Source organism: Nocardia sp. NPDC003963 (assembly GCF_053605105.1).
Genome location: NZ_JBSGIP010000010.1, coordinates 146,608 through 165,731 on the forward strand (window position 1 = coordinate 146,608; position 19,124 = coordinate 165,731).

Consider the following 19,124-nt stretch of genomic DNA (forward strand, 5'->3'; position numbering starts at 1 on the left):
TGTCACGCTCCCATCCGGTCGAGAGTGCGGTAGCTGCGTTCGACCGCGTCGGGGCGGCGCAAATACAGCGGGACCAGCGGTTCGGGGGCCGCGCCGGAGAGCAGCGCGGGTGCCGCCACCCGCACCAGGCCGGCGGGCGAGGGCGTCTGCACGGCCAGCGCGGGAAGATCGAACAGTGCGGTGTGCGCGGGCGATCCCGCGATCACGGTCGCGCCGGCCACCGGTACCTCGTCGGGCTTCAGCACTTCGGGTCCGGCGATCCGGGTGCGCCCGCCGTCGCGGTATCGCGCGGTGTACACCTCACGGCGCCGCGCATCGGTGACCACCAGCAGTTCGTCGCCGGATCCGAGTTCCGGTGCGCATTCGGCCGCGATCGCGTCCAGACTGCAGACACCGTGCACCGGGATACCCAGCGCGTCACCGAATGCGGCGGCCGTGGCCATCCCGACCCGCAGACCGGTGAACGGCCCCGGTCCGATACCGGCGACGACCGCCGCGATATCGGTACGCGACACCCCGGCCTCGGCCAGACATTCCAGGATCTGTGGCGTGAGTGCCTCGGCGTGCGCGCGGGCATCGACGAGCACCCGGACGGCCAGAGTGCGCGGGAGAGCGGCGTCCGAGGTGTTCGTACCGGCGGCCGCCTGCTCCAGTTCGACGAGTCCCGCCGTGACGGCAGGCGTCGCGGTGTCGACAGCAAGTGCAAGCATGGTCTGGTCAACGATACCGGGTGACCCGCTTCACACGGCGGTGGCGCACGGCGCCCCAGCTGCCCGGTTACCGAATTCGTACGACCTATCGCGCTTCCGCGATATGCACCCACTCCCAAGATGCCGTGCGGACTTCGGATTCCGGCGCACGCGACATTCGCACCAGCAGATGCCGGCCGGTGAGGCGTTCCGCCATACCGCTGCCCCATTCGACCACCACGACCGCGTCGTCGAGTTCGGTGTCCAGATCGAGTGCGTCGAGTTCGTCGAGGCTGCCGCCGAGCCGATAGGCGTCGACATGGACCAGGGGTACGGGTGGGCCGTCGGTCCGTTCGCCCGCCGGATGCCGGCGCGCGATGACGAAGGTCGGCGAACTCACCCGGCCCCCGACGCCCAGTCCGGCCGCGATCCCGCGGGTCAGGGCCGTCTTACCGGCCCCCAGCGGCCCGTCGAGCACCACCAGATCGCCGGCCCGCAGCCCCGCGGCCAGCTCCCGGCCGAGGGCCTCGGTATCGGCGACCTCCGGCAACCGGCGTTCGCCACGGTCAGCCACCGGCGGCCTCCCAGCGATCGTCCTCGCCGACCACTTCGGCGCGGATCAGCAACCGGTCCAGCGCGGCATTGGTTTCGTCCGGGTACTGCAGCTGCGGCATATGCGCCGCATCGGGCAACCGGACCAGTTCGCAATCGGCCAATTCGCGTGCCAGTACACGGGAATTGCGGAACGGGATCACCAGATCCCGGGTACCGCCGAGGACCAGCGCCGGAATATCGCGCAGCACCGGCAAAGCGGCCGCCTCGTCGTGCAATTCGATGGCCTTCAGGAATTTCACGACCGTTTCCACGGGCGTGCGGTCGATCATCATGGTGGCGAATCGCGACAGCGTCGGGCTCACCGGTCCGTGAAAAGAACTCACATGCAGAATCGGCGTGATCACATGCCGGGCGGTGACCCGGCCCGCCTGCACCAGCGCCGGGGCGGTGTGCACGGCCAGACGGAATCCGTCGATGGCGGGATTACGCAGCAACTGTCCGACACCCGCGGAGGTCACCTCCGCCGCCGCGGTGGACAGCAGCGCGACACCGCGCACCCGCTGGGCGAACAGTCCACCGGCATGTGCGGCCGCGGCGAGTACCGCCATCCCGCCCAGCGAATGCCCGACCAGGATCAACGGTCCGCGCGGTGCCCTGGCATCGATCACGGTGAGCAGATCCCGGCCGAGTTGGGACACGGTACAGCTGTCGGTTTCCGGTGTTCCCGAGCGACCGTGGCCGCGCAGATCGAACAGCACCAGCCGCAATCGCGAACCCCAGCGCTGCGCGAGGTGGCGACGCTGGAAATGGAACGACTCCATGCTGTTGCAGAAGCCGTGTACGAAAACCACTGTGGCGTCGGCGTCGCCGGACCCCCATTCGCGGGTGGCCAGGCAGACCCCGTCGTCGGCGATCACCTCACCGGCGCGGTCCAGATCGATCAGAGCGAAATTCTCGTCCCGATATTCGTCGCGCACCGGGGGCCACAGCACCTTCGCACCGGCGCGACGCAAGGCGTGCACACCCGCCATGGCGCCGACCACTCCGGCGGTCGCCAGCCCACCGCGCAACAGGGTTGTCCGTCGTGTCATCGTGTACCCCCTCGATACCGCCGGTGTACCCGGCCGCGGGGCGCGCACACCACTTCGTAGTGGATGGTGCCGAGCAGATCGGCCCAATCCTGGGCCCGCGGCTCGCCGCGGGTGCCCGATCCGAACAGGATCGCCGTATCACCTTCGACGACGCCCGCGGCGTTGTCACCGAGATCCACCACCAGCTGATCCATACACACCCGGCCGCGGTTCGGGCGGCGCGCACCGCCGACCCACACCTCCATCCGATTGCCCAGCGGACGGAAGACACCGTCGGCGTAACCGGCCGGGATCAGCGCGACGGTGGTATCGGCCGGGGCGATCCACTCGTGCCCGTAGGACACACCTTCACCCTTCGGAACGTGTTTGACCAGCGCTACCTCGGCCTGGAAGGTCATCGCGGGCCGGAGATCGAATTCGCCGATATCGGGCACCGGGGTGAGTCCGTACACCGCGATACCCGGGCGGACCATATCGAAAGCCAGGTCCGGGCGGGTGAGCGTGGCCGCGGAATTGGCCAGATGCACCAGTTCCGGTTCCAGACCGTATTCCTTCGCCACGGCTATGGCCTCCAGAAACCGGTCGCGCTGCATATCGATGGTCGGGTGGTAGGGCTCGTCCGCGTGCGCGAGATGGGAGAAGATCGCCCGGAATCGCACGACCTCCTCGTCCACGAGTTTCCGCAGGGCCGCCAGCACCCCGGGGTAGACCGATTGCTCGAGCCCGTTCCGGTTGAGCCCGGTATCGACCTTCAAGCTCACGATGGCCTGTTCGCCCGTTTGCCGGGCGGCCGCGGCGACCGCGTCCAATTGCTCCGCGGAGGAGATCCCGATCTCGATACCGGCGGTGACCGCCGCCGCGTAATCGGCATCACAGGTATTGAGCCAGCACAGGATCGGCGCATCGATACCGGCCGCCCGCAGCGTGACCGCCTCGGCCACCGTGGTGACTCCCAGCTCGGCCGCCCCCGCGCCCAGCGCGGTCCGGGCGACCTCGACGGCGCCGTGGTTGTAGCCGTCCGCCTTGACGACCACCATCACCGCGGCGTCGCCCGCGTGCGCCCGCAGCACGCCGACGTTGTGCGCGATGGCGTCCAGATCGACGACTGCCTCCACTTGACCGTTCACACCTGCCGATACTGCCATCTCCTCGACCGGACCCTACGGCGGCCACCCGTGGGACCCGGCGGTACGGATCTCGGGCGGGGCGGGGTACGCGGTGTCGGCACCGGGCCGGCGCCCACGGCGTCCTCCTACCGACAGCGCACGCTCATCCCGACAGCGCACGCAATGTCGCGATGGCCGCGGGCAGATGGCGCAGCAGCGGTGATGCCGAAATCGGAGCGGCGGTACCGCCCGGGTTGTCGTGGGCCGCCAGCCCCGCCGCCAGCGCGTGTGCCCGCGCCGCGGCGGCCGCGGCGAGCACCGGGTCCCGGCCCGCGGCGAGGAGCGCACCGATCACTCCGGAGAGCACATCGCCGGCCCCGGCGGTAGCGGCCCACGAGCCACCCGCCTCGTTGACCAGCACTCCGCGGCCCGGCGCGGTGACCAGGGTCGCCCGGCCCTTGAGCAGCACAGTCACCTGCCAGGAGTCGGCGAATTCCCGGACCGCGGCGACCCGGTCCGGCCCCGGCTCCGCACCGGTGAGCCGGCGGAACTCCCCCGCGTGCGGGGTGAGCACAGTGGGTGCCGGGCGACCCCGGACCAGGTCCGGTTCGCTCGCCAGCAACGTCAGGCCGTCGGCGTCGACGATCACCGGGAGATCGGTGGCCAGGATCGCGGCCAGCTGATCGCGGGCGGTGCGGTCGGTCCCGGAACCCGGCCCGAAGACCCAGGACTGCACCCGGCCGGCCGCCGCGGGATCCGATACCGCGATCACCTCCGGATACCGCGCGAGCACCGCCGACGCGGCGGTACCCACATAGCGCACCATCCCGGACGTGGCGGCGACCGCGGCGCCGGAGCACAACACGGCCGCACCCGGATAGGTCGCGCTACCGGCGTGCACACCGGTGACACCCTGGGTGTACTTATCGTCCTCGGCCCCCGGAACGGGCCAGCTCGCCCCCACCGCCGCGGGAGCCGGCGCGGCCAGCCCCGGCTCGGGCAACCGTAAACCGATGGGTATCAGCTCTATCCGGCCGCAGCGGGACGCGGCCAGCGCGTGCACCGGTTTGAGCGCACCGAACGAAACGGTCACCGCCGCCCGGACGGCGGGCCCGGATACCGCGCCGGTATCGGGATCGACACCGCTCGGCAGATCGGCCGCGACGATCGGCACATCCAGTTCCGCAACGATTCGCGCCGCCTCCGGGCGCAACGGGCCGCGACCGGATATACCGACGATGCCGTCCACGACCAGATCGGCGCGAGCCGATTCCGCCGCCGCCGCAGCCGGATCGGTGCACACCCGCCCGCCTGTCCGCCGCAACGCGGCCAACCCGGCCGCATGCGCCCGTGCCGGATTGAGCAGCACCGCCGTCACGGCGACACCTCGCCGCCGCAGCATCGACCCCGCCCACAACGCATCGCCACCGTTGTCCCCCGAACCCACCAGTAGCACCACCGACCGGCCCACGACTCCGCCACTGCGCGCGCGGAGTTCGGCCGCCACCACCGTCGCCAGTCCGTGGGCGGCACGGCGCATCGGCACTCCGTCGGGAACTCTGGTGAACAGCTCGGCCTCGGCCGAACGCACTTCGTCGGCGGTGTAGTAGCCACGCGGCTGGATCACCTGACACACCTCCGCAGTGGGACGGGCAGCGATGCCAGCAGACTACGCTTGGCCTCCATGCCCAGAGCTCACCGCGCCGTACTCGTCCCGGCCGCCGGATTCGCCCTCGTCGCGGCCCTGTTGTCCGGCTGCGATTCCGGCTCTCCGGCGGGCGATACGACGAAACCCGATACCCGCGGCACACATTCGCAGGACGATCGGGAGGCCACCGTCACGGTGGAGGTCGAGGAGGATCGCTTCTCACCGGCCGATATCACCATCTCCGCCGGCGATACGGTCGCCTGGCATTTCGACGGCGATCTGCCGCACGGGGTACAGGGCATCGGCGACAAAGCGATGGGAATCAACAGCCCGCTGTACGAAGTGGGCGATTGGAGTTACACCTTCACCGCGCCCGGCGAATACCGCTACCTGTGCCCGATCCACCCGGATATGCGCGGAACGATCACGGTCGAGAAATAGGAGGTGTAACCGGCGAACCGGTTACACCTCCGGTTATTCCACGGTGACAGATTTGGCGAGGTTGCGCGGTTTGTCCACATCGTAGCCGCGGGCCTGCGCCACCTCGGCGGCGAAGATCTGCAGCGGGACCGTCGACAGCAGCGGCTGGTACAGGGTCGGCGCCGAGGGGATCTCGATCAGATCGTCGGCGAACGGGCGCACCAGATCGTCGCCCTCCTCGGCGATCACGATGGTGCGCGCCCCACGGGCCTGGATCTCGCGGATATTGCTCAGCAGCTTGGAGTGCAGCACCCCACGGCCCTTCGGCGACGGCATCACCACGATCACCGGCAGTCCGCCCTCGATCAGCGCGATCGGACCGTGTTTGAGCTCGCCCGCGGCAAACCCCTCCGCGTGCATATACGCCAGTTCTTTGAGCTTGAGCGCACCCTCGAGCGCCACCGGATACCCGACGTGCCGGCCCAGGAACAGGATGGTGCGCTCGCGCGCCAGCTCCCGGGCGATGGCCCGCACCTGCGGCGCGGTCTCCAGCACCTGCTCCACCAGCTTCGGCATGGCCTCCAACTCGGCGAACTCGCGGGCCACCTCATCGGGATACTTGGTACCGCGCGCCTGCGCCAGCGCCAGCCCGACCAGCAGGTTCGCCGTCACCTGGGCCAGGAACGCCTTGGTGGAGGCGACCCCGATCTCCGGCCCGGCCCGGGTGTAGAGCACCGCGTCGGATTCCCGCGGGATCTGCGCGCCGTTGGTATTACAGACCGCCAGCACCCGAGCCTTCTGACTCTTGGCATGCCGGACGGCCTCGAGCGTATCGGCCGTCTCACCCGACTGGGAAACCGCCACCACCAGGGTCGAACGGTCCAGTACCGGGTCCCGGTAGCGGAACTCGCTGGCCAGCTCCACCTCGACCGGCAGCCGGGTCCAGTGTTCGATGGCGTACTTGGCGACCAGCCCGGAGTGGTAGGCACTGCCGCAGGCCACCACGAAAACCTTCTCCACATCACGCAACTCCTGATCGGAGAGGCGCTGCTCGTCCAGCACGATCCGGCCGGCCCGGCTCGGGGTCTGGTCGAAGTGGCCGATGAGAGTATCGGCGACCGCACCGGGCTGCTCGTCGATCTCCTTGAGCATGAAGTAGTCGTGGCCGCCCTTTTCCGCGGCGGCCAGATCCCAGTCGATGGTGAACGGCCGAGTGTTCACGCCGTCGGTGGAACCGTCGAAATCGGTGACGCGGTAGCCGTCGGCGGTGATCACCACTGCCTGGCCCTCGCCCAGCTCGACCGCTTCCCGGGTGTGCTCGATGAACGCGGTGACATCGGAGGCGATGAACATCTCGTTCTCGCCGACACCCACCACCAGCGGGGTCGAATGACGCGCCGCGATGATCTTTCCCGGATGGTCGGCATGCGTGAAGACCAGCGTGAACGCACCTTCGAGCCGCCGGAGTACCGATAGCGTGCTGGCCTCGAAATCCCCCGCGGTCGGCCCCTGGGCGTAGGCCCGGGCGACCAGATGCACGGCGACCTCGGTATCGGTCTCACTGCGCAGTTCGACCCCGGCGTCCTCGAGTTCCCGCCGCAGCGGGACGAAGTTCTCGATGATGCCGTTGTGTACGACCGCGACCTTGCCGCTCACATCCTGGTGCGGATGGGCGTTGCGATCGGTCGGCGCGCCGTGGGTGGCCCACCGCGTATGTCCCATTCCGGTACTGCCCGCGAACTCGCGCGGATGCGCGCCGTCCAGGGCCGCTTCCAGATTGCTCAGCCGGCCGGCGCGCCGCTCGACCGCCACACCACCGTCGCCGTCGAGAATCGCCACCCCGGAGGAGTCGTAACCGCGGTACTCCATGCGGCGCAAGGCAGCGACGACGACGCCCAACGCGTCCCGGTACCCGACGTACCCCACGATTCCGCACATGGCTCCCCAGCCTACTTATCGGCTAACGTTCTCGTCGTGTCGGCGTCTGTGAAATCACTTCTGAGCACTCTGACCAGCCGCGGCCCGCATCGGGTGCTCCGCGGCAATCTTGCCATCGCGGGTCAGCCCGGGGTGGTGTACACGCCGGAATCCGGCCGGGACCTACCGGCCGTCGCGTTCGGCCACGGCTGGTTGAACGGCGCCGGTAACTACCGCACGCTGCTCGAACATCTCGCATCCTGGGGAATCGTGGCCGCAGCGCCCAACACCGAACGCGGCCCGGTGCCCTCTCATCTGAACCTCGCCACCGATCTGCTCACCACCCTCGATATCTGCACCGGGGTCCGGCTGGGCGACGGCACACTCACCGTGCACCCCGAACGTCTCGCTCTGGCCGGGCATGGGATGGGAGCGGGCGCGGCGGTACTCGCCGCCGCCCAGCGCCGGGTGGCCGCGGTCGCTCCGCTGTTCCCCGCGCCCACCTCCCCCGCCGCCACCTCGGTGGCCGGGGATCTCTCGGTCCCGGCCCTGATCCTGGCCGGGGTGAGCGATATCGACTCACCGGGTTCGGACGCGGTCCCCCTCGCCGCCGGCTGGGGTGGTCCGGTGATCCTGCGCACGCTCGACGGCGCGGGTCACAACGGACTCGCCGAGGGCCGCCGCCTGCTGGCCGCGCTCGGCGGCGGTAAACACGAGGAGAAGACCTCCCGCGCCACCCGCGCCCTGCTCACCGGTTTCCTGCTGTCCGCCTTGCTCGGCGACAAGACCTACCAGCCGTTCGCGGACCCGGAGACCTCGATCAAGCACACGCATGTGATCGACCCCGCCGCCGCCCTGCTGGACCAGGAGGCGAGCCGGCAGGCCGCGGCGACGCCGGACCCGGCGACGGTGGGCAAGCTGGTCCGCACACTCCGCAAATAACGCCTGTACAGAACAGCCCTTCTCCGCCGACCCGATCACGCCCGGCGACCCGACCTGCTCGAGCAGCATGCCGGAACCGCCGAAACCACGGTTCGGTGGTTCATCGCTGCGCGATCGCCGACAGCCCCGCGGCCGGCGGGTCGCATTCCGGCTCGGCGTCGCGATCCCGGGCAGTTCGGTCACAAAGCCGTAACGCAACCCGAACAGTCGCGACATTGCACCACGCCAGACTTCCCAGAGTGTGATCACGCCGGGCAGTGAAGGTGAGGTGATATCACATGACCGTCGGATCGACCGAGCGGACCATGGCGGAATCGGTATACCAGCAGGTCCGCCGAAAGATTCTCGAAGGGCGCATCAAGCCCGGAACACGTATATCGATCCGGTCGCTGGCCCAGTCGGCCGGAGTCTCGACCATGCCGACCCGGGAAGCGCTGAAGCGCCTGCAATTCGAAGGGCTGGTCGCGTTCGACCGGCGGGCGGTCACGGTGACGGCGCTGGACGCGGACGAGATCCGCCAGCTGTTCGCCATCCGGCTGACCCTGGAACTACTCGCCACCGAATGGGCGCTGGCGCGACTCGACGACGTCGGTATCGCCGCGATGCGAACAGTTCTCGACGAGATGAGCGACCCCGCCACCACGCCGGATACCTGGCGTGAACTCAATCGCAAGTTCCATCAGACCCTGTACGACCAGGCCCAGAGCCGCTACCTCATCGAACTCATCCACAACATCTGGGACCGTATCCAGCCGTATATGGCGATCTACGCCTCGGCACCGCACAACCTGGACGACGCGCGGCGCGACCACGAACACATGTACCGGCTGATGATCGACCGGAAGCTCGACGAACTCCTCGACGCCACCCGGCATCACATCGAGACAACCGCGGAGGCCATCGTCGGCGCGCTCGGCACACCCCGCCGAACAGATACCGAAGCGGCCGCGAATTACGAAGAGCTGTCGGTCGAATCGTTGCACCGCATGCTCGAGCGCGGCGAGACGACCAGCGCGAAGCTCACCGCCTGGTACCTCGCGCGAATCGGCGATATCGACTCGACCGGCAACCCGGACGGCCTCCAGCTCAACTCCGTGGTGACGGTCAACCCGGCGGCCCTGCGCGAGGCCGAACGACTGGACGACCAGTACGCGCGAACGGGCGAGTTCGCCGGACCGCTCCACGGCGTGCCGGTCCTGATCAAGGATCAGGGCGAAACCCGCGATATTCCCACATCGTTCGGATCCGAAGTGTTCGCCGAATACGTACCCGAAGCCGATGCCACGGTCGTACGGCATCTCCGGGAGGCGGGCGCGGTGATCCTGGGCAAAACCGCCCTGTGCGATTTCGCCGCGGGTTGGTTCTCCTTCTCGTCGCGAACCGGCCACACCAAGAACCCGTACGACACCGACCGGGAGACAGGTGGTTCGAGCGCCGGTACCGCAGCGGCCGTGACCGCGAACCTGTGCCTCGTCGGCATCGGTGAGGACACCGGTGGATCGATCCGGCTGCCGGCTTCCTTCACCAATCTCTTCGGCCTGCGGGTCACCACCGGACTCATCTCCCGCACCGGCTTTTCGCCGCTACTGCACTTCCAGGACACACCGGGGCCGATGGCACGTACGGTCACCGATCTGGCGGCGGTCCTCGACGTCATCGCCGGGTACGACGCCACCGACTCGTACACGGGTATCGCGACAACGAACCCCGATATCGGGAACTATGCCGCCGGGGTCGGCGAGGTGGATGCGCGAACACTGCGCACCTTCCGGATCGGCGTGCTGTCGGACGCATTCGGTGCCGGTCCCGAACAGGAGATGACCAACGCCGTCGTCCGGTCGGCACTCGACCGCCTGGACGGGCTGGGCACGGAAGTGGTGGAAGGACTGCGCCTCGGGGACCTGGAATCGTGGATAGCGGAAACCTCCCTCTACACACGCTGTTCCAAGAAGGACATCGACGAGTTCCTGGCTCAGCGCCCCGGCGCGCCGGCCGGCTCGGTGGCGGAGATCGTGACCGCCGGGCGTTTCCATCCGCTCACAGATCTGTTCGGCGAACTCGTCTCCGGCCCGGACGAACCCGGCGACGACCCGGCCTACCTCCGGGGGCGGCTGCGCCAGGAGGAATGGCGACGCACCCTCGTCGCCATGATGGCGCAGGCCGACGTCGACTTCCTGGTCTATCCCACGGTTCAGGTCCCGGCCCCGACCCGCGCCGAGCTCGAGGCGAAACGCTGGACCGCCCTGGACTTTCCGACGAACACCGTGATCGCCTCCCAGACCTCGCTACCGGCGATGAGCATCCCCGCCGGGTTCACCGATTCCGGTCTCCCGATCGGTCTGGAGGTGCTGGGCCGGCCGATGTCGGAACTCGCGTTGCTGCGCTTCGCGCGGGCGTGGGAGCTGGCCGCGAGCCCGCGGCGGCCGGCGGCACCGACCACCCGAACGGCCGGTTGACCACAGATTCTCCACGTCAACGGTGACCTGGGCGAGCGCTTCGGCGCACAACTCTTTTCGATCGAGGATGGACCCGCATGACAACGCGTACCGAATTACCCCCTGCCGTGGAACCCGGCAAACACGGCGGTCTCGAGGAGGAGTTCGAGAACGAACCCGTCCCCGGATCGCATCGCCGATCGGTGCTCTCCGTATCGGCGGTGTGGTTCGGATTCCCGATGGTCCTCACCTCCGCCATCTTCGGCGGAACGATCGCCTACGGCCTGGGCTTCTGGAAGGGAGTCCTGTCCATCCTGATCGGCAACCTCGTCCTGTTCGCCTACGTCGGCGCGCTGTCCTATCTGGCGGGTAGGACCGGGAAGAACTTCGCGCTCAGCGCGGCCGAAACGTTCGGGCGCACCGGGGCGAAGATCGTGGCGGGGTTCCTGTCGACCGTCGTCATCGGCTGGTTCGCCTTCCAGACCGGATTGACCGGAGCGACCCTGGAGACATCGCTCGGCTGGAATGCCACCCTGCTCGCCCTGGTCGCCGGGATCCTGTACATCGGCATCACCTTCATCGGGATCCGCGCATTGACCGTCATCGGCCTCGTCGCGGCACCGTTGTTCATCGCCCTCGGGATCGTCGCGGTCGTGATCGCGACGCGCACCGACGGTATCGGGTCGATCACCTCGTATCAGGGCGCCGGTAACGCGACGGTCCTCTCGATCGGCGCGGCGGTCACGATCGTCGTCGCCGGATTCGTCGACTCGGGAACGATGACCGCCGATTTCACCCGCTGGTCCCGGAGCGGTAAAGAGGCGGTGGTCGCCACCTTCAGCGCCTTCCCCGTCGCGAATGCCATCGCGATGATCGTCGGTGCGATCATCGTGGCCGCGGGCGCCGCGGTCGATCCGGCCGCGAACGGCGGTGACTTCCTGCCGATTCTGACCGGACACGGTGCGGTACTGACGGTCCTCGCGGTCGTCTTCGTCTTCGTCAATCTGGGATCGGTGTGCGCGCACTGCCTCTACAACGGCGCCGTCGGCTGGAGCCAGCTCACCGGATCGAAGATGCGGCTGCTGACCATCGTGCTGGGTGCCATCGGTGTGGTGATCGCACTCGCCGGAGTATGGAGCCATTTCAGCACCTGGCTGAACCTGCTCGGCATCTTCGTACCCTCGATCGGCGCCGTGCTCATCGTCGATCAGTTGATCACTCGTCGGGCCGCGACGCGAACACTCACCGGTTTCCGGGTCGAACCCTTCGCGGCCTGGGTCATCGGCGCGGCCTGTGCCTACGCGGTGCACCACTGGGCACCACAGCTCAGCGAAGCCATTGTCGGAATGGTGTGCGCGGCCGTCGCCTACCTGGTCGTCGAGGCAGTCGTACCGGACCGGATCAGCAGCACCACCGCCGACAGCACGACCGAAACCGAGGTGGCACGATGACGATCACCTCCGAAACCGATCTGGCGGGCGCATCCGCGGTCGAGATCGCCGCGTTGATCCGGAACGGGGCGGTCACCGCGTCCGAGGTCGTCGAAAGCGCGCTCACCTCGGTCGACGCCTTCGACGACACCCTGCACGCGTTCGTCGAACGTACCGACGGGCCGGCGCGGGCGAAGGCCGCCGAGGTGGACGCCGCCTTCGCCCGCGGCGACGATCCGGGACCACTCGCCGGTGTTCCGATCGCCGTCAAAGATCTGATAGCCACCGCGGGGATACCCACCCGGAACGGGTCGGTCGTCTACGGGGACTGGATTCCCGACGAAGACGATATCGTCGTGGAACGTATCAAGAACGCCGGCGCGGTGATCCTGGGCAAGACGACGGTTCCGGAATTCGGTTACAGCGCGGCCGGCCACAGTCCGGTATCACCGCCGGCCCGTAATCCGTGGAACCCGGAACTGACGCCCGGTGGATCGTCGGCGGGCTCCGCGGTGGCGGTCGCCACCGGTATGGCGCCACTCGCGCTGGGCAGCGACGGCGGTGGGTCCGTCCGGATACCCGCATCCCTGTGCGGCCTGGTCGGATTCAAGGCATCGATGGGCCGGGTCCCGCTCTACCCCGGGTGCCGCGACGAGCGATTCCCCGGTATGTCGAGCTGGGAGACGATCGAACACATCGGCCCGATCACGCGCTCGGTCGCGGACGCGGCCCTCCTCATGTCGGTGATCGCGGGCCCGGATCCACGCGACAGACATTCGCTACCCGCCGGTGACGTCGATTGGCGCGGAGCGGTTTCCGCCGACCCCGCCCAGGACCTGACCGGTAAGAGAATCGCCTATTCGGCGGACCTCGGCTATCTCCCGGTCGATCCCCGCGTCCGATCGGTCGTCGGCGCGGCGGTCGAGACGTTCGCGAAACTGGGCGCGACGGTGGTCGAGGCCGATCCCGGAATCGACGACCCCCGGTCCTACATCTGGTCGATCGTGATGGCCGACAGTGATCTGGTCGGGATGCGCGAGCTCGTGGCACAGCATCGCGACCGGATGTCACCCCACCTCGTCGAACTGATCGAACGCCGTTGGACGGCAGAGGAATTCACCACCGCGCAGATGATGCGCAAACGGGTGGTCAATCAGCTGTGGCGGTTCATGCAGAACTACGACCTCCTCATCACACCGACCCTGGCCGTACCCGCGTTCCCGATCGGCATCCAGGGGCCCGAACTGATCGACGGCCGGATGGTGGATTCCGGCAGCTGGCTGGGATTCCTGAATATCTTCAACTGGTCCGGGCAACCCGCCCTCTCGGTCCCCGCGGGATTCACCGCCGACGGATTACCCGTCGGATTGCAGATCGTCGGACCCCATCTGGGCGACGCCGCGGTGCTCGCGGCGGGCGCCCTCTTCGAGCGGGAACGGCCGTGGCACCACCGGTGGCCCGGCGCATCGGCAACCGGCACGACACCAGAGGAGAACCTCCTACGATGACCGGACTCGACGGACTCAACCCGACACCGGGCGCACTGGTCCTGGGCTTGGTTCAGGCCCAGGTCCCCACGATTCACGAACCCGGCGATCTGCTGGCGACCGCCGAGCGGCTGGCGGGCATCGTGCGACGCGCCAAGATCGGGATGCCCACAATCGATCTGGTGGTCGTACCGGAGTACAGCATCAACGGGCTGAATCCGCAGACCTGGCTCGACAACGCCATGCTGTGCGACCGGGACGGACCCGAGATGGCGGTACTGGCCGCTGCCTGCCGCGAAGCCGGGGTGTGGGGCTGCTTCTCGATCATGGAGCGAAACCCGGACGGTGCGCCCTGGAACAGCGGAATCATCATCGACGACACGGGCCGGGAACGTCTCTACTACCGCAAGATGCATCCCTGGGTACCCGCCGAACCGTGGGCACCGGGTGACCTCGGTATCCCGGTATGCGATGGGCCGGCGGGGTCCAAGCTGGCGCTGATCATCTGTCACGACGGGATGTTGCCCGAGATGGCGCGCGAGGCCGCCTACCAGGGCGCGAACGTCATTCTGCGGACGGCGGGATACACCTATCCGATCCGGCAGGCGTGGCAGATCACCAATCAGGCGAACGCCTTCCAGAATCTGGCGTACACCGTCTCGGTGGCGCTGGCCGGCCCGGACCAGAACAATATCTGGTCCCACGGCGAGGCGATGGTGTGCGATATCGACGGCACCGTTCTGGTGCGGGGAGACGGGACGCCCGATCGGGTGGTCACAGCGGAGGTCGTCCCGGCACGTGCGGATCAGGCCCGGCAGACCTGGGGTGTGGAGAACAATATCTACCAACTCGGTCACCGGGGATACTCGGCTGTCGAGGGCGGAGCCCGGGACTGCCCGTACACATTCATGCGGGATCTGGTGTCCGGCACGTACGCGGTGCCGTGGGAATCCGAGATCCGGCATGTGGACGGGACAGGCGCGGGCTGGGGTGTTCCGGCCGAGGTGCGTGCGCGCTGAGTCCAGCGCCGGTGTCACGCGAGCGGCCGCCCTCGACGACCCCACAGTCCACGACCGCGGGATGAACCGCAGACCAACCGAGTAGTGATCCACATCACATACTGTCAGGATTCTCGAAGCCACGTTGTCTTGTATTCGAACCCTCGAAGAAGGAGACACCGTGAACAAGAACATCGACGTAGTGGTGATCGGCGGCGGATACGCCGGAGTGATGGCGGCCAATCGCCTGACGCAGCGGGACGACGTGACGGTGACCGTGATCAATCCGCGCGAGGTCTTCGTCCCGCGACTGCGGCTGCACCAGCTGGTGGGCGGAACTCACGACGCGGTCGTCGATTATCAGGAAATCCTCGCCGACGGTATCCACCGGGTAGTCGACAGTGTCACGCGGATCGACGCGACCGGGCGCAACGTAACCCTCGCCGGCGGCGGCACCATCGACTACGACTATCTGATCTACGCGGTGGGCAGCACCGGCGCGGTGGCACGGGTGCCGGGCGCGGCCGAGTTCGCTCACCCGGTCGCCACTCTGGAGGCAGCGCAGCAACTGCGGTCGATACTCTTCGACAAGCCCATGACGGCGGCGGTAACGGTGATCGGGGCCGGCCCCACCGGTATCGAGACCGCCGCGGAGCTGGCCGGACAGGGACGCACAGTCACCTTGGTCTCCGGCGGCGTTCTCGGCCCGTACCTGCACCCGAAGGCCCGGCGCACGGCCCGCAAGTACATGGCCCGGCTGGGAGTAACCGTGATCGAAGGGGCCGACGCGAAGGTCACGGCGGTCACCCGGGATTCCGTCGAGCTCGGCGACGGCCGGAGCCTGGCGAGTGAAGTCACGATCTGGACGGCGGGCTTCGATGTGCCCGACCTGGCCGCCGGCAGTGGACTGAGCACCGATGCCGCCGGGCGCCTGCTCACCGACGAGACTCTGACCAGCGTCGACGACGAACGCATTGTGGCAGCGGGTGACTCGTCGGCCCCCTCGGACCTGCCGTTCCGGATGAGCGCCTACACCGCGTACTGCCTGGGCGCACACGCCGCCGACACCCTGCTGCACCGTATCGCGGGTGAACAGCCTTCGCCGATCGACATGTCGTTCCCCGCCATGTGCCTCAGCTTCGGGCGGGATGCCGGGATCTACCAGCTCGGCCACAAGGACGAGACCGCCATGCGCCTGTACTTCAGCGGGCTCATGGGCAAGAAGCTCAAGGAATTCGCCTGCAAGGCAGGTATCCAGCATCTGGCGACCGAGGCGCGCAAGCCGGGCTCACATCACTGGTTCAAGGACGGCAAACACCGGCCGCAGCTGCTGCAGGCCCAGCGCGACAACGCGGCGGCGCCGGTCGCCTAGCACTCGTCGCCACACCGGCTTGTCATCTCGGCAGCACCCGCTATGCGGCGGTGCCCGCCCCGCGGACACCGCCGCTGTACGAACAGCGCTGGAGAACTGGTGATCCTGCACCGCACTGTGGATCGTCGGCGTCCCGCAGTGGAATACCCTCTGCACTGTCGCGCAGATCATCGCCTCCGACGACCGGGTCGAGGCTCACACGCGAGCTGTCCGTACGTCGCCTCATCAGTCCGATCCACGGGCGCGACGAACATCGCAGCGGCGGACTCGCACGATATTGGGCACGCCCTCGCGATCTCGCTTCTCTCCCCACAAGATATCGCGCCAACCGGGCCATCCACCGTCGCTACCGCGTATCTCCACCAGCCCGAAGACCAGTTTTCCGACACTCGCGTGCACCCATTTACGCAACAGGAACATATTGCCGACGATGACGAAGACCGGTATCAGCATCAGCACCGAGCCGAATGCCCGCGGAATTTCGATATCCGTCTTCGCCTGCAGCGCCATCACCGTGAGGATCGGGACGAGGGCCGAGCCGATCATCAGGACCAGGTCGATCGATATGGCGCCCAGCGACCGCAGGCCGCGCGGCGACGGATACCGCGTATCACCTTCGTCCCCATGATATTTCGGCAAAAAATTGGGCGCGGTCGTCAACCCGAGGACATCCCCCAGACTCATCGGGCAATCATGACACAACGCCCCGGCCGAGCACGTCGTCGCCACCACCGAGCCCACAAGCGCTCCCGCGCCGGCGGCTCCGGCGGCAAGCGGGTAGCCCGGTCGATCCGGGACTCCGCCTGATGGCACACTAATCGCTGGATCGAGGCAGACCTGGAACGCCGCATTCGACGGGACAACCGGTCCCACCGGAATTGATCGGCTCCGATCCGAGACGTAGGATCCCGAATCGATTCGCGCTCAACTTTTTTCGTCGCTGGGTCGAGCGAGCTGAAACGTTCCGTCAGGGGGAAGGTGTCGATGGCCGCCGAGCTGGATCTGGACGGCGCGATAGCGGGGTTCGCGCAGATGGCCGCCGATGCGGAGCGGAGAGCTCAGCGGTTCGCCGAACTACAGGAGCGGATGACGGCCCTGACTGCGACAGATACGGGCGCCGGTGGACGAGTCAGCGTAACCGTGGACAGCAGTGGGGTCCCGACGGCGATCGATCTCGCACCGGGTGTGCGGGAGATGGATTCGCGTGTGCTCTCCGCCGAGATCCTGTCGTGTATGCGGCGGGCGCAGGGAAAACTCGGGCCGGGCGTGGCCGGAATGGTGCAGGATATCGTCGGCGAGGATCCGGCCGGTGCCGCCCTCATCGACGGGTTCAACCGGCGTTTCCCGGAGCCGGAACCGGGCGCGACGACGTCGCCGGATTCCGGTCCGCCACCGACCGACCCGTATTCCCCTCAGCACCGACCGGCGACACCCACATGGGACTCCACACCGACCCCGCAGACCGCTGACCCGCACCCCCCTCAGGATCGTCGGCCGTCACCCGTATGGGGCTCCGCGCCTTCCCAGCCGACCGCGGATCCGTATTCCGCCCAGCATCGTCCGATGCCATCCACATGGGATTCCACATCGCCTCCGGCACACCGCAAACCCGGCCGCGACCAGGTCGTCACTCCGGAGGAACCCGACGAAGAGGATGAGTACTACCGGCGGAAATCATGGTTGGAGTGAGCGATGACCGACAATCCTGACAGCGTCTCGGTCGATCCCGGCGAAGTACGAAATCACGCGGACCGAGTCGAAGCGCTCATGGGCAGCCTCGACCAATGTCTCGAAGCCGCGAACTATCTCGCCTCGGCGGACGACGGATACGGCGCCTTGCTACGGCCACTGATGACCTGGCTCTTCGAGGACAACCATCGATCGAATATCGAGTTGATCCGCGCAGTTGCCGAACGTGCCGCCCAGGTACCGGAGAAGCTGAAGGCGACGGCGACATCCTTCGAAGACGCGGACGGCTCGTTCGCCACGACTCTGCAGGGACTACAGGCGACGATCGGAGAATCCCGATGAGCTTCGACGACGCAGCGCCGCCCGCGAACGAAATCATCGACAAGGATTCCCACCACACCAATGCCTACTTCCAGGAGGATGTCTCCTGGCTGTCCAATGTCGGGCTCGAAGGCGACCAGAACACGGGCGGTCTGGGCGTACTCAAAGGTACCGCCGCGGGCGACGCGTGGGATGTCTACGGAAACCTGCGAAACGCCTCCTACGGTGAGGCGGTCGGCGGTGCGATCGGTACCGCGTTTTCCGTTGCCGACGCGATCAAAGATCCGTTCGGTTTCGCGGGAACCCAGGTCGCCAAATGGATGCTGGAGCATATCGAGCCGCTGAGACAGTCCTACGAGGAGCTCTCCGGCAACCCCGTGATCGTGGAAGGGTATATGAAATCGTGGCAGGCGATTTCGGACGAACTCTCCACTATGAAGACCAGCTGGCAGACCACCATCGAGCAGGACATCAGCACGTGGTCCGGTAGTGCCGGCGAGGCGTACCGCACCCATGCCGCCGAGGTCCTCACCGCGATCGACTCCGCCGCGGCCGTCGCCGCCTCGCTCGGCAAACAGATGGAGATCGCTGCGAAAGTCATTGCCATCGTTCGGGATCTGGTACGCGATATCATCGCGGCACTGCTCGGCGCGGCCATCGGATACACGATCGAGCTGGCGGTCACCGCAGGCGCCGCGGCGGGGCATGTGATCGCCTCGTTCCTGGCGAAGCTCGCCAAGAGCAGCCTGGACACCATGACCTACCTGCAGAAGCTCAAAGATGTGATCTACAGCTTCGACACGTATCGCGAGCCACTCGCCAAGGTCCTCCAGAATCTGGCACCCCTCGTTACCAGCTGGTGGAACTCCGTGAACATTGCCGACACGTGGAACTCCCTGATCGGCGACGGCGAGGAGCCCGCGGCGGCAACGTAGCCGGTCCGCGCCCCGGAATCACCGGTGCGGCAACGGCCGCCGCCGGTGATCCCGATATCCACCGCCGCGCGAACATCACCGGGCGCGCC

17 protein-coding genes are annotated in these 19,124 nt (G+C 67.6%); 10 read left to right on the forward strand and 7 right to left on the reverse strand.

Annotated elements, in window-relative coordinates:
• Positions 1 to 2: 2 nt before the first annotated feature.
• The 5 genes from tsaB to ACWEWT_RS19390 form a co-directional block, all read right to left on the reverse strand.
• Complete coding sequence (gene tsaB / locus ACWEWT_RS19370; protein WP_452560686.1) at positions 3 to 710, reverse strand: tRNA (adenosine(37)-N6)-threonylcarbamoyltransferase complex dimerization subunit type 1 TsaB; 708 nt, start codon at positions 708 to 710, stop codon at positions 3 to 5.
• An 85-nt stretch (positions 711 to 795) separates the two neighbouring features.
• Complete coding sequence (gene tsaE, locus ACWEWT_RS19375; RefSeq protein WP_452560688.1) at positions 796 to 1,263, reverse strand: tRNA (adenosine(37)-N6)-threonylcarbamoyltransferase complex ATPase subunit type 1 TsaE; 468 nt, start codon at positions 1,261 to 1,263, stop codon at positions 796 to 798.
• Positions 1,256 to 2,335, reverse strand: a complete 1,080-nt coding sequence (locus ACWEWT_RS19380) for an alpha/beta fold hydrolase (protein WP_452560690.1) — start codon at positions 2,333 to 2,335, stop codon at positions 1,256 to 1,258. The genes tsaE and ACWEWT_RS19380 overlap by 8 nt, the downstream gene beginning before the upstream one ends.
• Positions 2,332 to 3,480, reverse strand: coding sequence for an alanine racemase (gene alr, locus ACWEWT_RS19385; protein WP_452560692.1), 1,149 nt, complete (start codon positions 3,478 to 3,480; stop codon positions 2,332 to 2,334). Before alr ends, ACWEWT_RS19380 begins: the two co-directional genes overlap by 4 nt.
• Before the next feature lie 124 nt (positions 3,481 to 3,604).
• Positions 3,605 to 5,068: an NAD(P)H-hydrate dehydratase gene (locus ACWEWT_RS19390; RefSeq protein ID WP_452560693.1), complete on the reverse strand. Its 1,464-nt coding sequence runs from the start codon at positions 5,066 to 5,068 to the stop codon at positions 3,605 to 3,607.
• Between the two features lie 57 nt (positions 5,069 to 5,125).
• Here ACWEWT_RS19390 and ACWEWT_RS19395 point away from each other — a divergent pair, with 57 nt between their 5' ends.
• A complete protein-coding gene (locus ACWEWT_RS19395; protein WP_452560695.1) occupies positions 5,126 to 5,530 on the forward strand; it encodes a cupredoxin domain-containing protein in 405 nt (134 codons plus the stop codon).
• Between the two features lie 33 nt (positions 5,531 to 5,563).
• Here ACWEWT_RS19395 and glmS read toward each other — a convergent pair whose 3' ends face one another.
• Positions 5,564 to 7,447 carry a glutamine--fructose-6-phosphate transaminase (isomerizing) gene (gene glmS, locus ACWEWT_RS19400; protein ID WP_452560697.1) on the reverse strand — a complete coding sequence of 628 codons (1,884 nt, stop codon included), beginning with the start codon at positions 7,445 to 7,447 and terminating at the stop codon, positions 5,564 to 5,566.
• A 36-nt stretch (positions 7,448 to 7,483) separates the two neighbouring features.
• Here glmS and ACWEWT_RS19405 point away from each other — a divergent pair, with 36 nt between their 5' ends.
• The 6 genes from ACWEWT_RS19405 (at position 7,484) to ACWEWT_RS19430 (ending at position 16,090) form a co-directional block, all read left to right on the forward strand.
• Positions 7,484 to 8,368: a poly(ethylene terephthalate) hydrolase family protein gene (locus ACWEWT_RS19405; RefSeq protein WP_452560698.1), complete on the forward strand. Its 885-nt coding sequence runs from the start codon at positions 7,484 to 7,486 to the stop codon at positions 8,366 to 8,368.
• Between the two features lie 278 nt (positions 8,369 to 8,646).
• Positions 8,647 to 10,824, forward strand: a complete 2,178-nt coding sequence (locus ACWEWT_RS19410) for an amidase family protein (protein ID WP_452560700.1) — start codon at positions 8,647 to 8,649, stop codon at positions 10,822 to 10,824.
• 77 nt (positions 10,825 to 10,901) lie between these two features.
• Entirely contained in the window at positions 10,902 to 12,254 is a 1,353-nt protein-coding gene (locus ACWEWT_RS19415; protein ID WP_452560702.1) for a cytosine permease, read from the forward strand.
• Positions 12,251 to 13,741, forward strand: a complete 1,491-nt coding sequence (locus ACWEWT_RS19420; RefSeq protein ID WP_452560703.1) for an amidase — start codon at positions 12,251 to 12,253, stop codon at positions 13,739 to 13,741. The genes ACWEWT_RS19415 and ACWEWT_RS19420 overlap by 4 nt, the downstream gene beginning before the upstream one ends.
• Positions 13,738 to 14,739, forward strand: coding sequence for a formamidase (locus ACWEWT_RS19425; protein ID WP_452560704.1), 1,002 nt, complete (start codon positions 13,738 to 13,740; stop codon positions 14,737 to 14,739). The genes ACWEWT_RS19420 and ACWEWT_RS19425 overlap by 4 nt, the downstream gene beginning before the upstream one ends.
• Positions 14,740 to 14,899: 160 nt before the next feature.
• Entirely contained in the window at positions 14,900 to 16,090 is a 1,191-nt protein-coding gene (locus tag ACWEWT_RS19430; RefSeq protein WP_452560705.1) for an NAD(P)/FAD-dependent oxidoreductase, read from the forward strand.
• Positions 16,091 to 16,315: 225 nt separating this feature from the next.
• Here ACWEWT_RS19430 and ACWEWT_RS19435 read toward each other — a convergent pair whose 3' ends face one another.
• A complete protein-coding gene (locus ACWEWT_RS19435; protein WP_452560707.1) occupies positions 16,316 to 16,774 on the reverse strand; it encodes a hypothetical protein in 459 nt (152 codons plus the stop codon).
• A gap of 300 nt (positions 16,775 to 17,074) precedes the next feature.
• Between ACWEWT_RS19435 and ACWEWT_RS19440 the strand changes: the two genes are divergently transcribed.
• Genes ACWEWT_RS19440 through ACWEWT_RS19450 form a run of 3 tightly spaced genes read left to right on the forward strand, consistent with a single transcriptional unit; the run spans position 17,075 to position 19,035 of the window.
• Complete coding sequence (locus tag ACWEWT_RS19440; protein WP_452560708.1) at positions 17,075 to 17,779, forward strand: YbaB/EbfC family nucleoid-associated protein; 705 nt, start codon at positions 17,075 to 17,077, stop codon at positions 17,777 to 17,779.
• Between the two features lie 3 nt (positions 17,780 to 17,782).
• A complete protein-coding gene (locus ACWEWT_RS19445) occupies positions 17,783 to 18,121 on the forward strand; it encodes a type VII secretion target (RefSeq protein ID WP_452560710.1) in 339 nt (112 codons plus the stop codon).
• Positions 18,118 to 19,035: a hypothetical protein gene (locus ACWEWT_RS19450; RefSeq protein WP_452560712.1), complete on the forward strand. Its 918-nt coding sequence runs from the start codon at positions 18,118 to 18,120 to the stop codon at positions 19,033 to 19,035. Before ACWEWT_RS19445 ends, ACWEWT_RS19450 begins: the two co-directional genes overlap by 4 nt.
• The last annotated feature ends 89 nt before the right edge of the window (positions 19,036 to 19,124 follow it).

Excerpts from the sequence above, each read along its gene's own strand:
- tsaB (WP_452560686.1), bottom strand. The coding sequence starts at position 710 with ATGCTTGCACTTGCTGTCGACACCGCGACGCCTGCCGTCACGGCGGGA.
- ACWEWT_RS19380 (WP_452560690.1), bottom strand. The coding sequence starts at position 2,335 with ATGACACGACGGACAACCCTGTTGCGCGGTGGGCTGGCGACCGCCGGA.
- alr (WP_452560692.1), bottom strand. The coding sequence starts at position 3,480 with ATGGCAGTATCGGCAGGTGTGAACGGTCAAGTGGAGGCAGTCGTCGAT.
- ACWEWT_RS19395 (WP_452560695.1), top strand. The coding sequence starts at position 5,126 with ATGCCCAGAGCTCACCGCGCCGTACTCGTCCCGGCCGCCGGATTCGCC.
- glmS (WP_452560697.1), bottom strand. The coding sequence starts at position 7,447 with ATGTGCGGAATCGTGGGGTACGTCGGGTACCGGGACGCGTTGGGCGTC.
- ACWEWT_RS19410 (WP_452560700.1), top strand. The coding sequence starts at position 8,647 with ATGACCGTCGGATCGACCGAGCGGACCATGGCGGAATCGGTATACCAG.
- ACWEWT_RS19415 (WP_452560702.1), top strand. The coding sequence starts at position 10,902 with ATGACAACGCGTACCGAATTACCCCCTGCCGTGGAACCCGGCAAACAC.
- ACWEWT_RS19420 (WP_452560703.1), top strand. The coding sequence starts at position 12,251 with ATGACGATCACCTCCGAAACCGATCTGGCGGGCGCATCCGCGGTCGAG.
- ACWEWT_RS19425 (WP_452560704.1), top strand. The coding sequence starts at position 13,738 with ATGACCGGACTCGACGGACTCAACCCGACACCGGGCGCACTGGTCCTG.
- ACWEWT_RS19435 (WP_452560707.1), bottom strand. The coding sequence starts at position 16,774 with ATGAGTCTGGGGGATGTCCTCGGGTTGACGACCGCGCCCAATTTTTTG.
- ACWEWT_RS19440 (WP_452560708.1), top strand. The coding sequence starts at position 17,075 with ATGGCCGCCGAGCTGGATCTGGACGGCGCGATAGCGGGGTTCGCGCAG.
- ACWEWT_RS19445 (WP_452560710.1), top strand. The coding sequence starts at position 17,783 with ATGACCGACAATCCTGACAGCGTCTCGGTCGATCCCGGCGAAGTACGA.
- ACWEWT_RS19450 (WP_452560712.1), top strand. The coding sequence starts at position 18,118 with ATGAGCTTCGACGACGCAGCGCCGCCCGCGAACGAAATCATCGACAAG.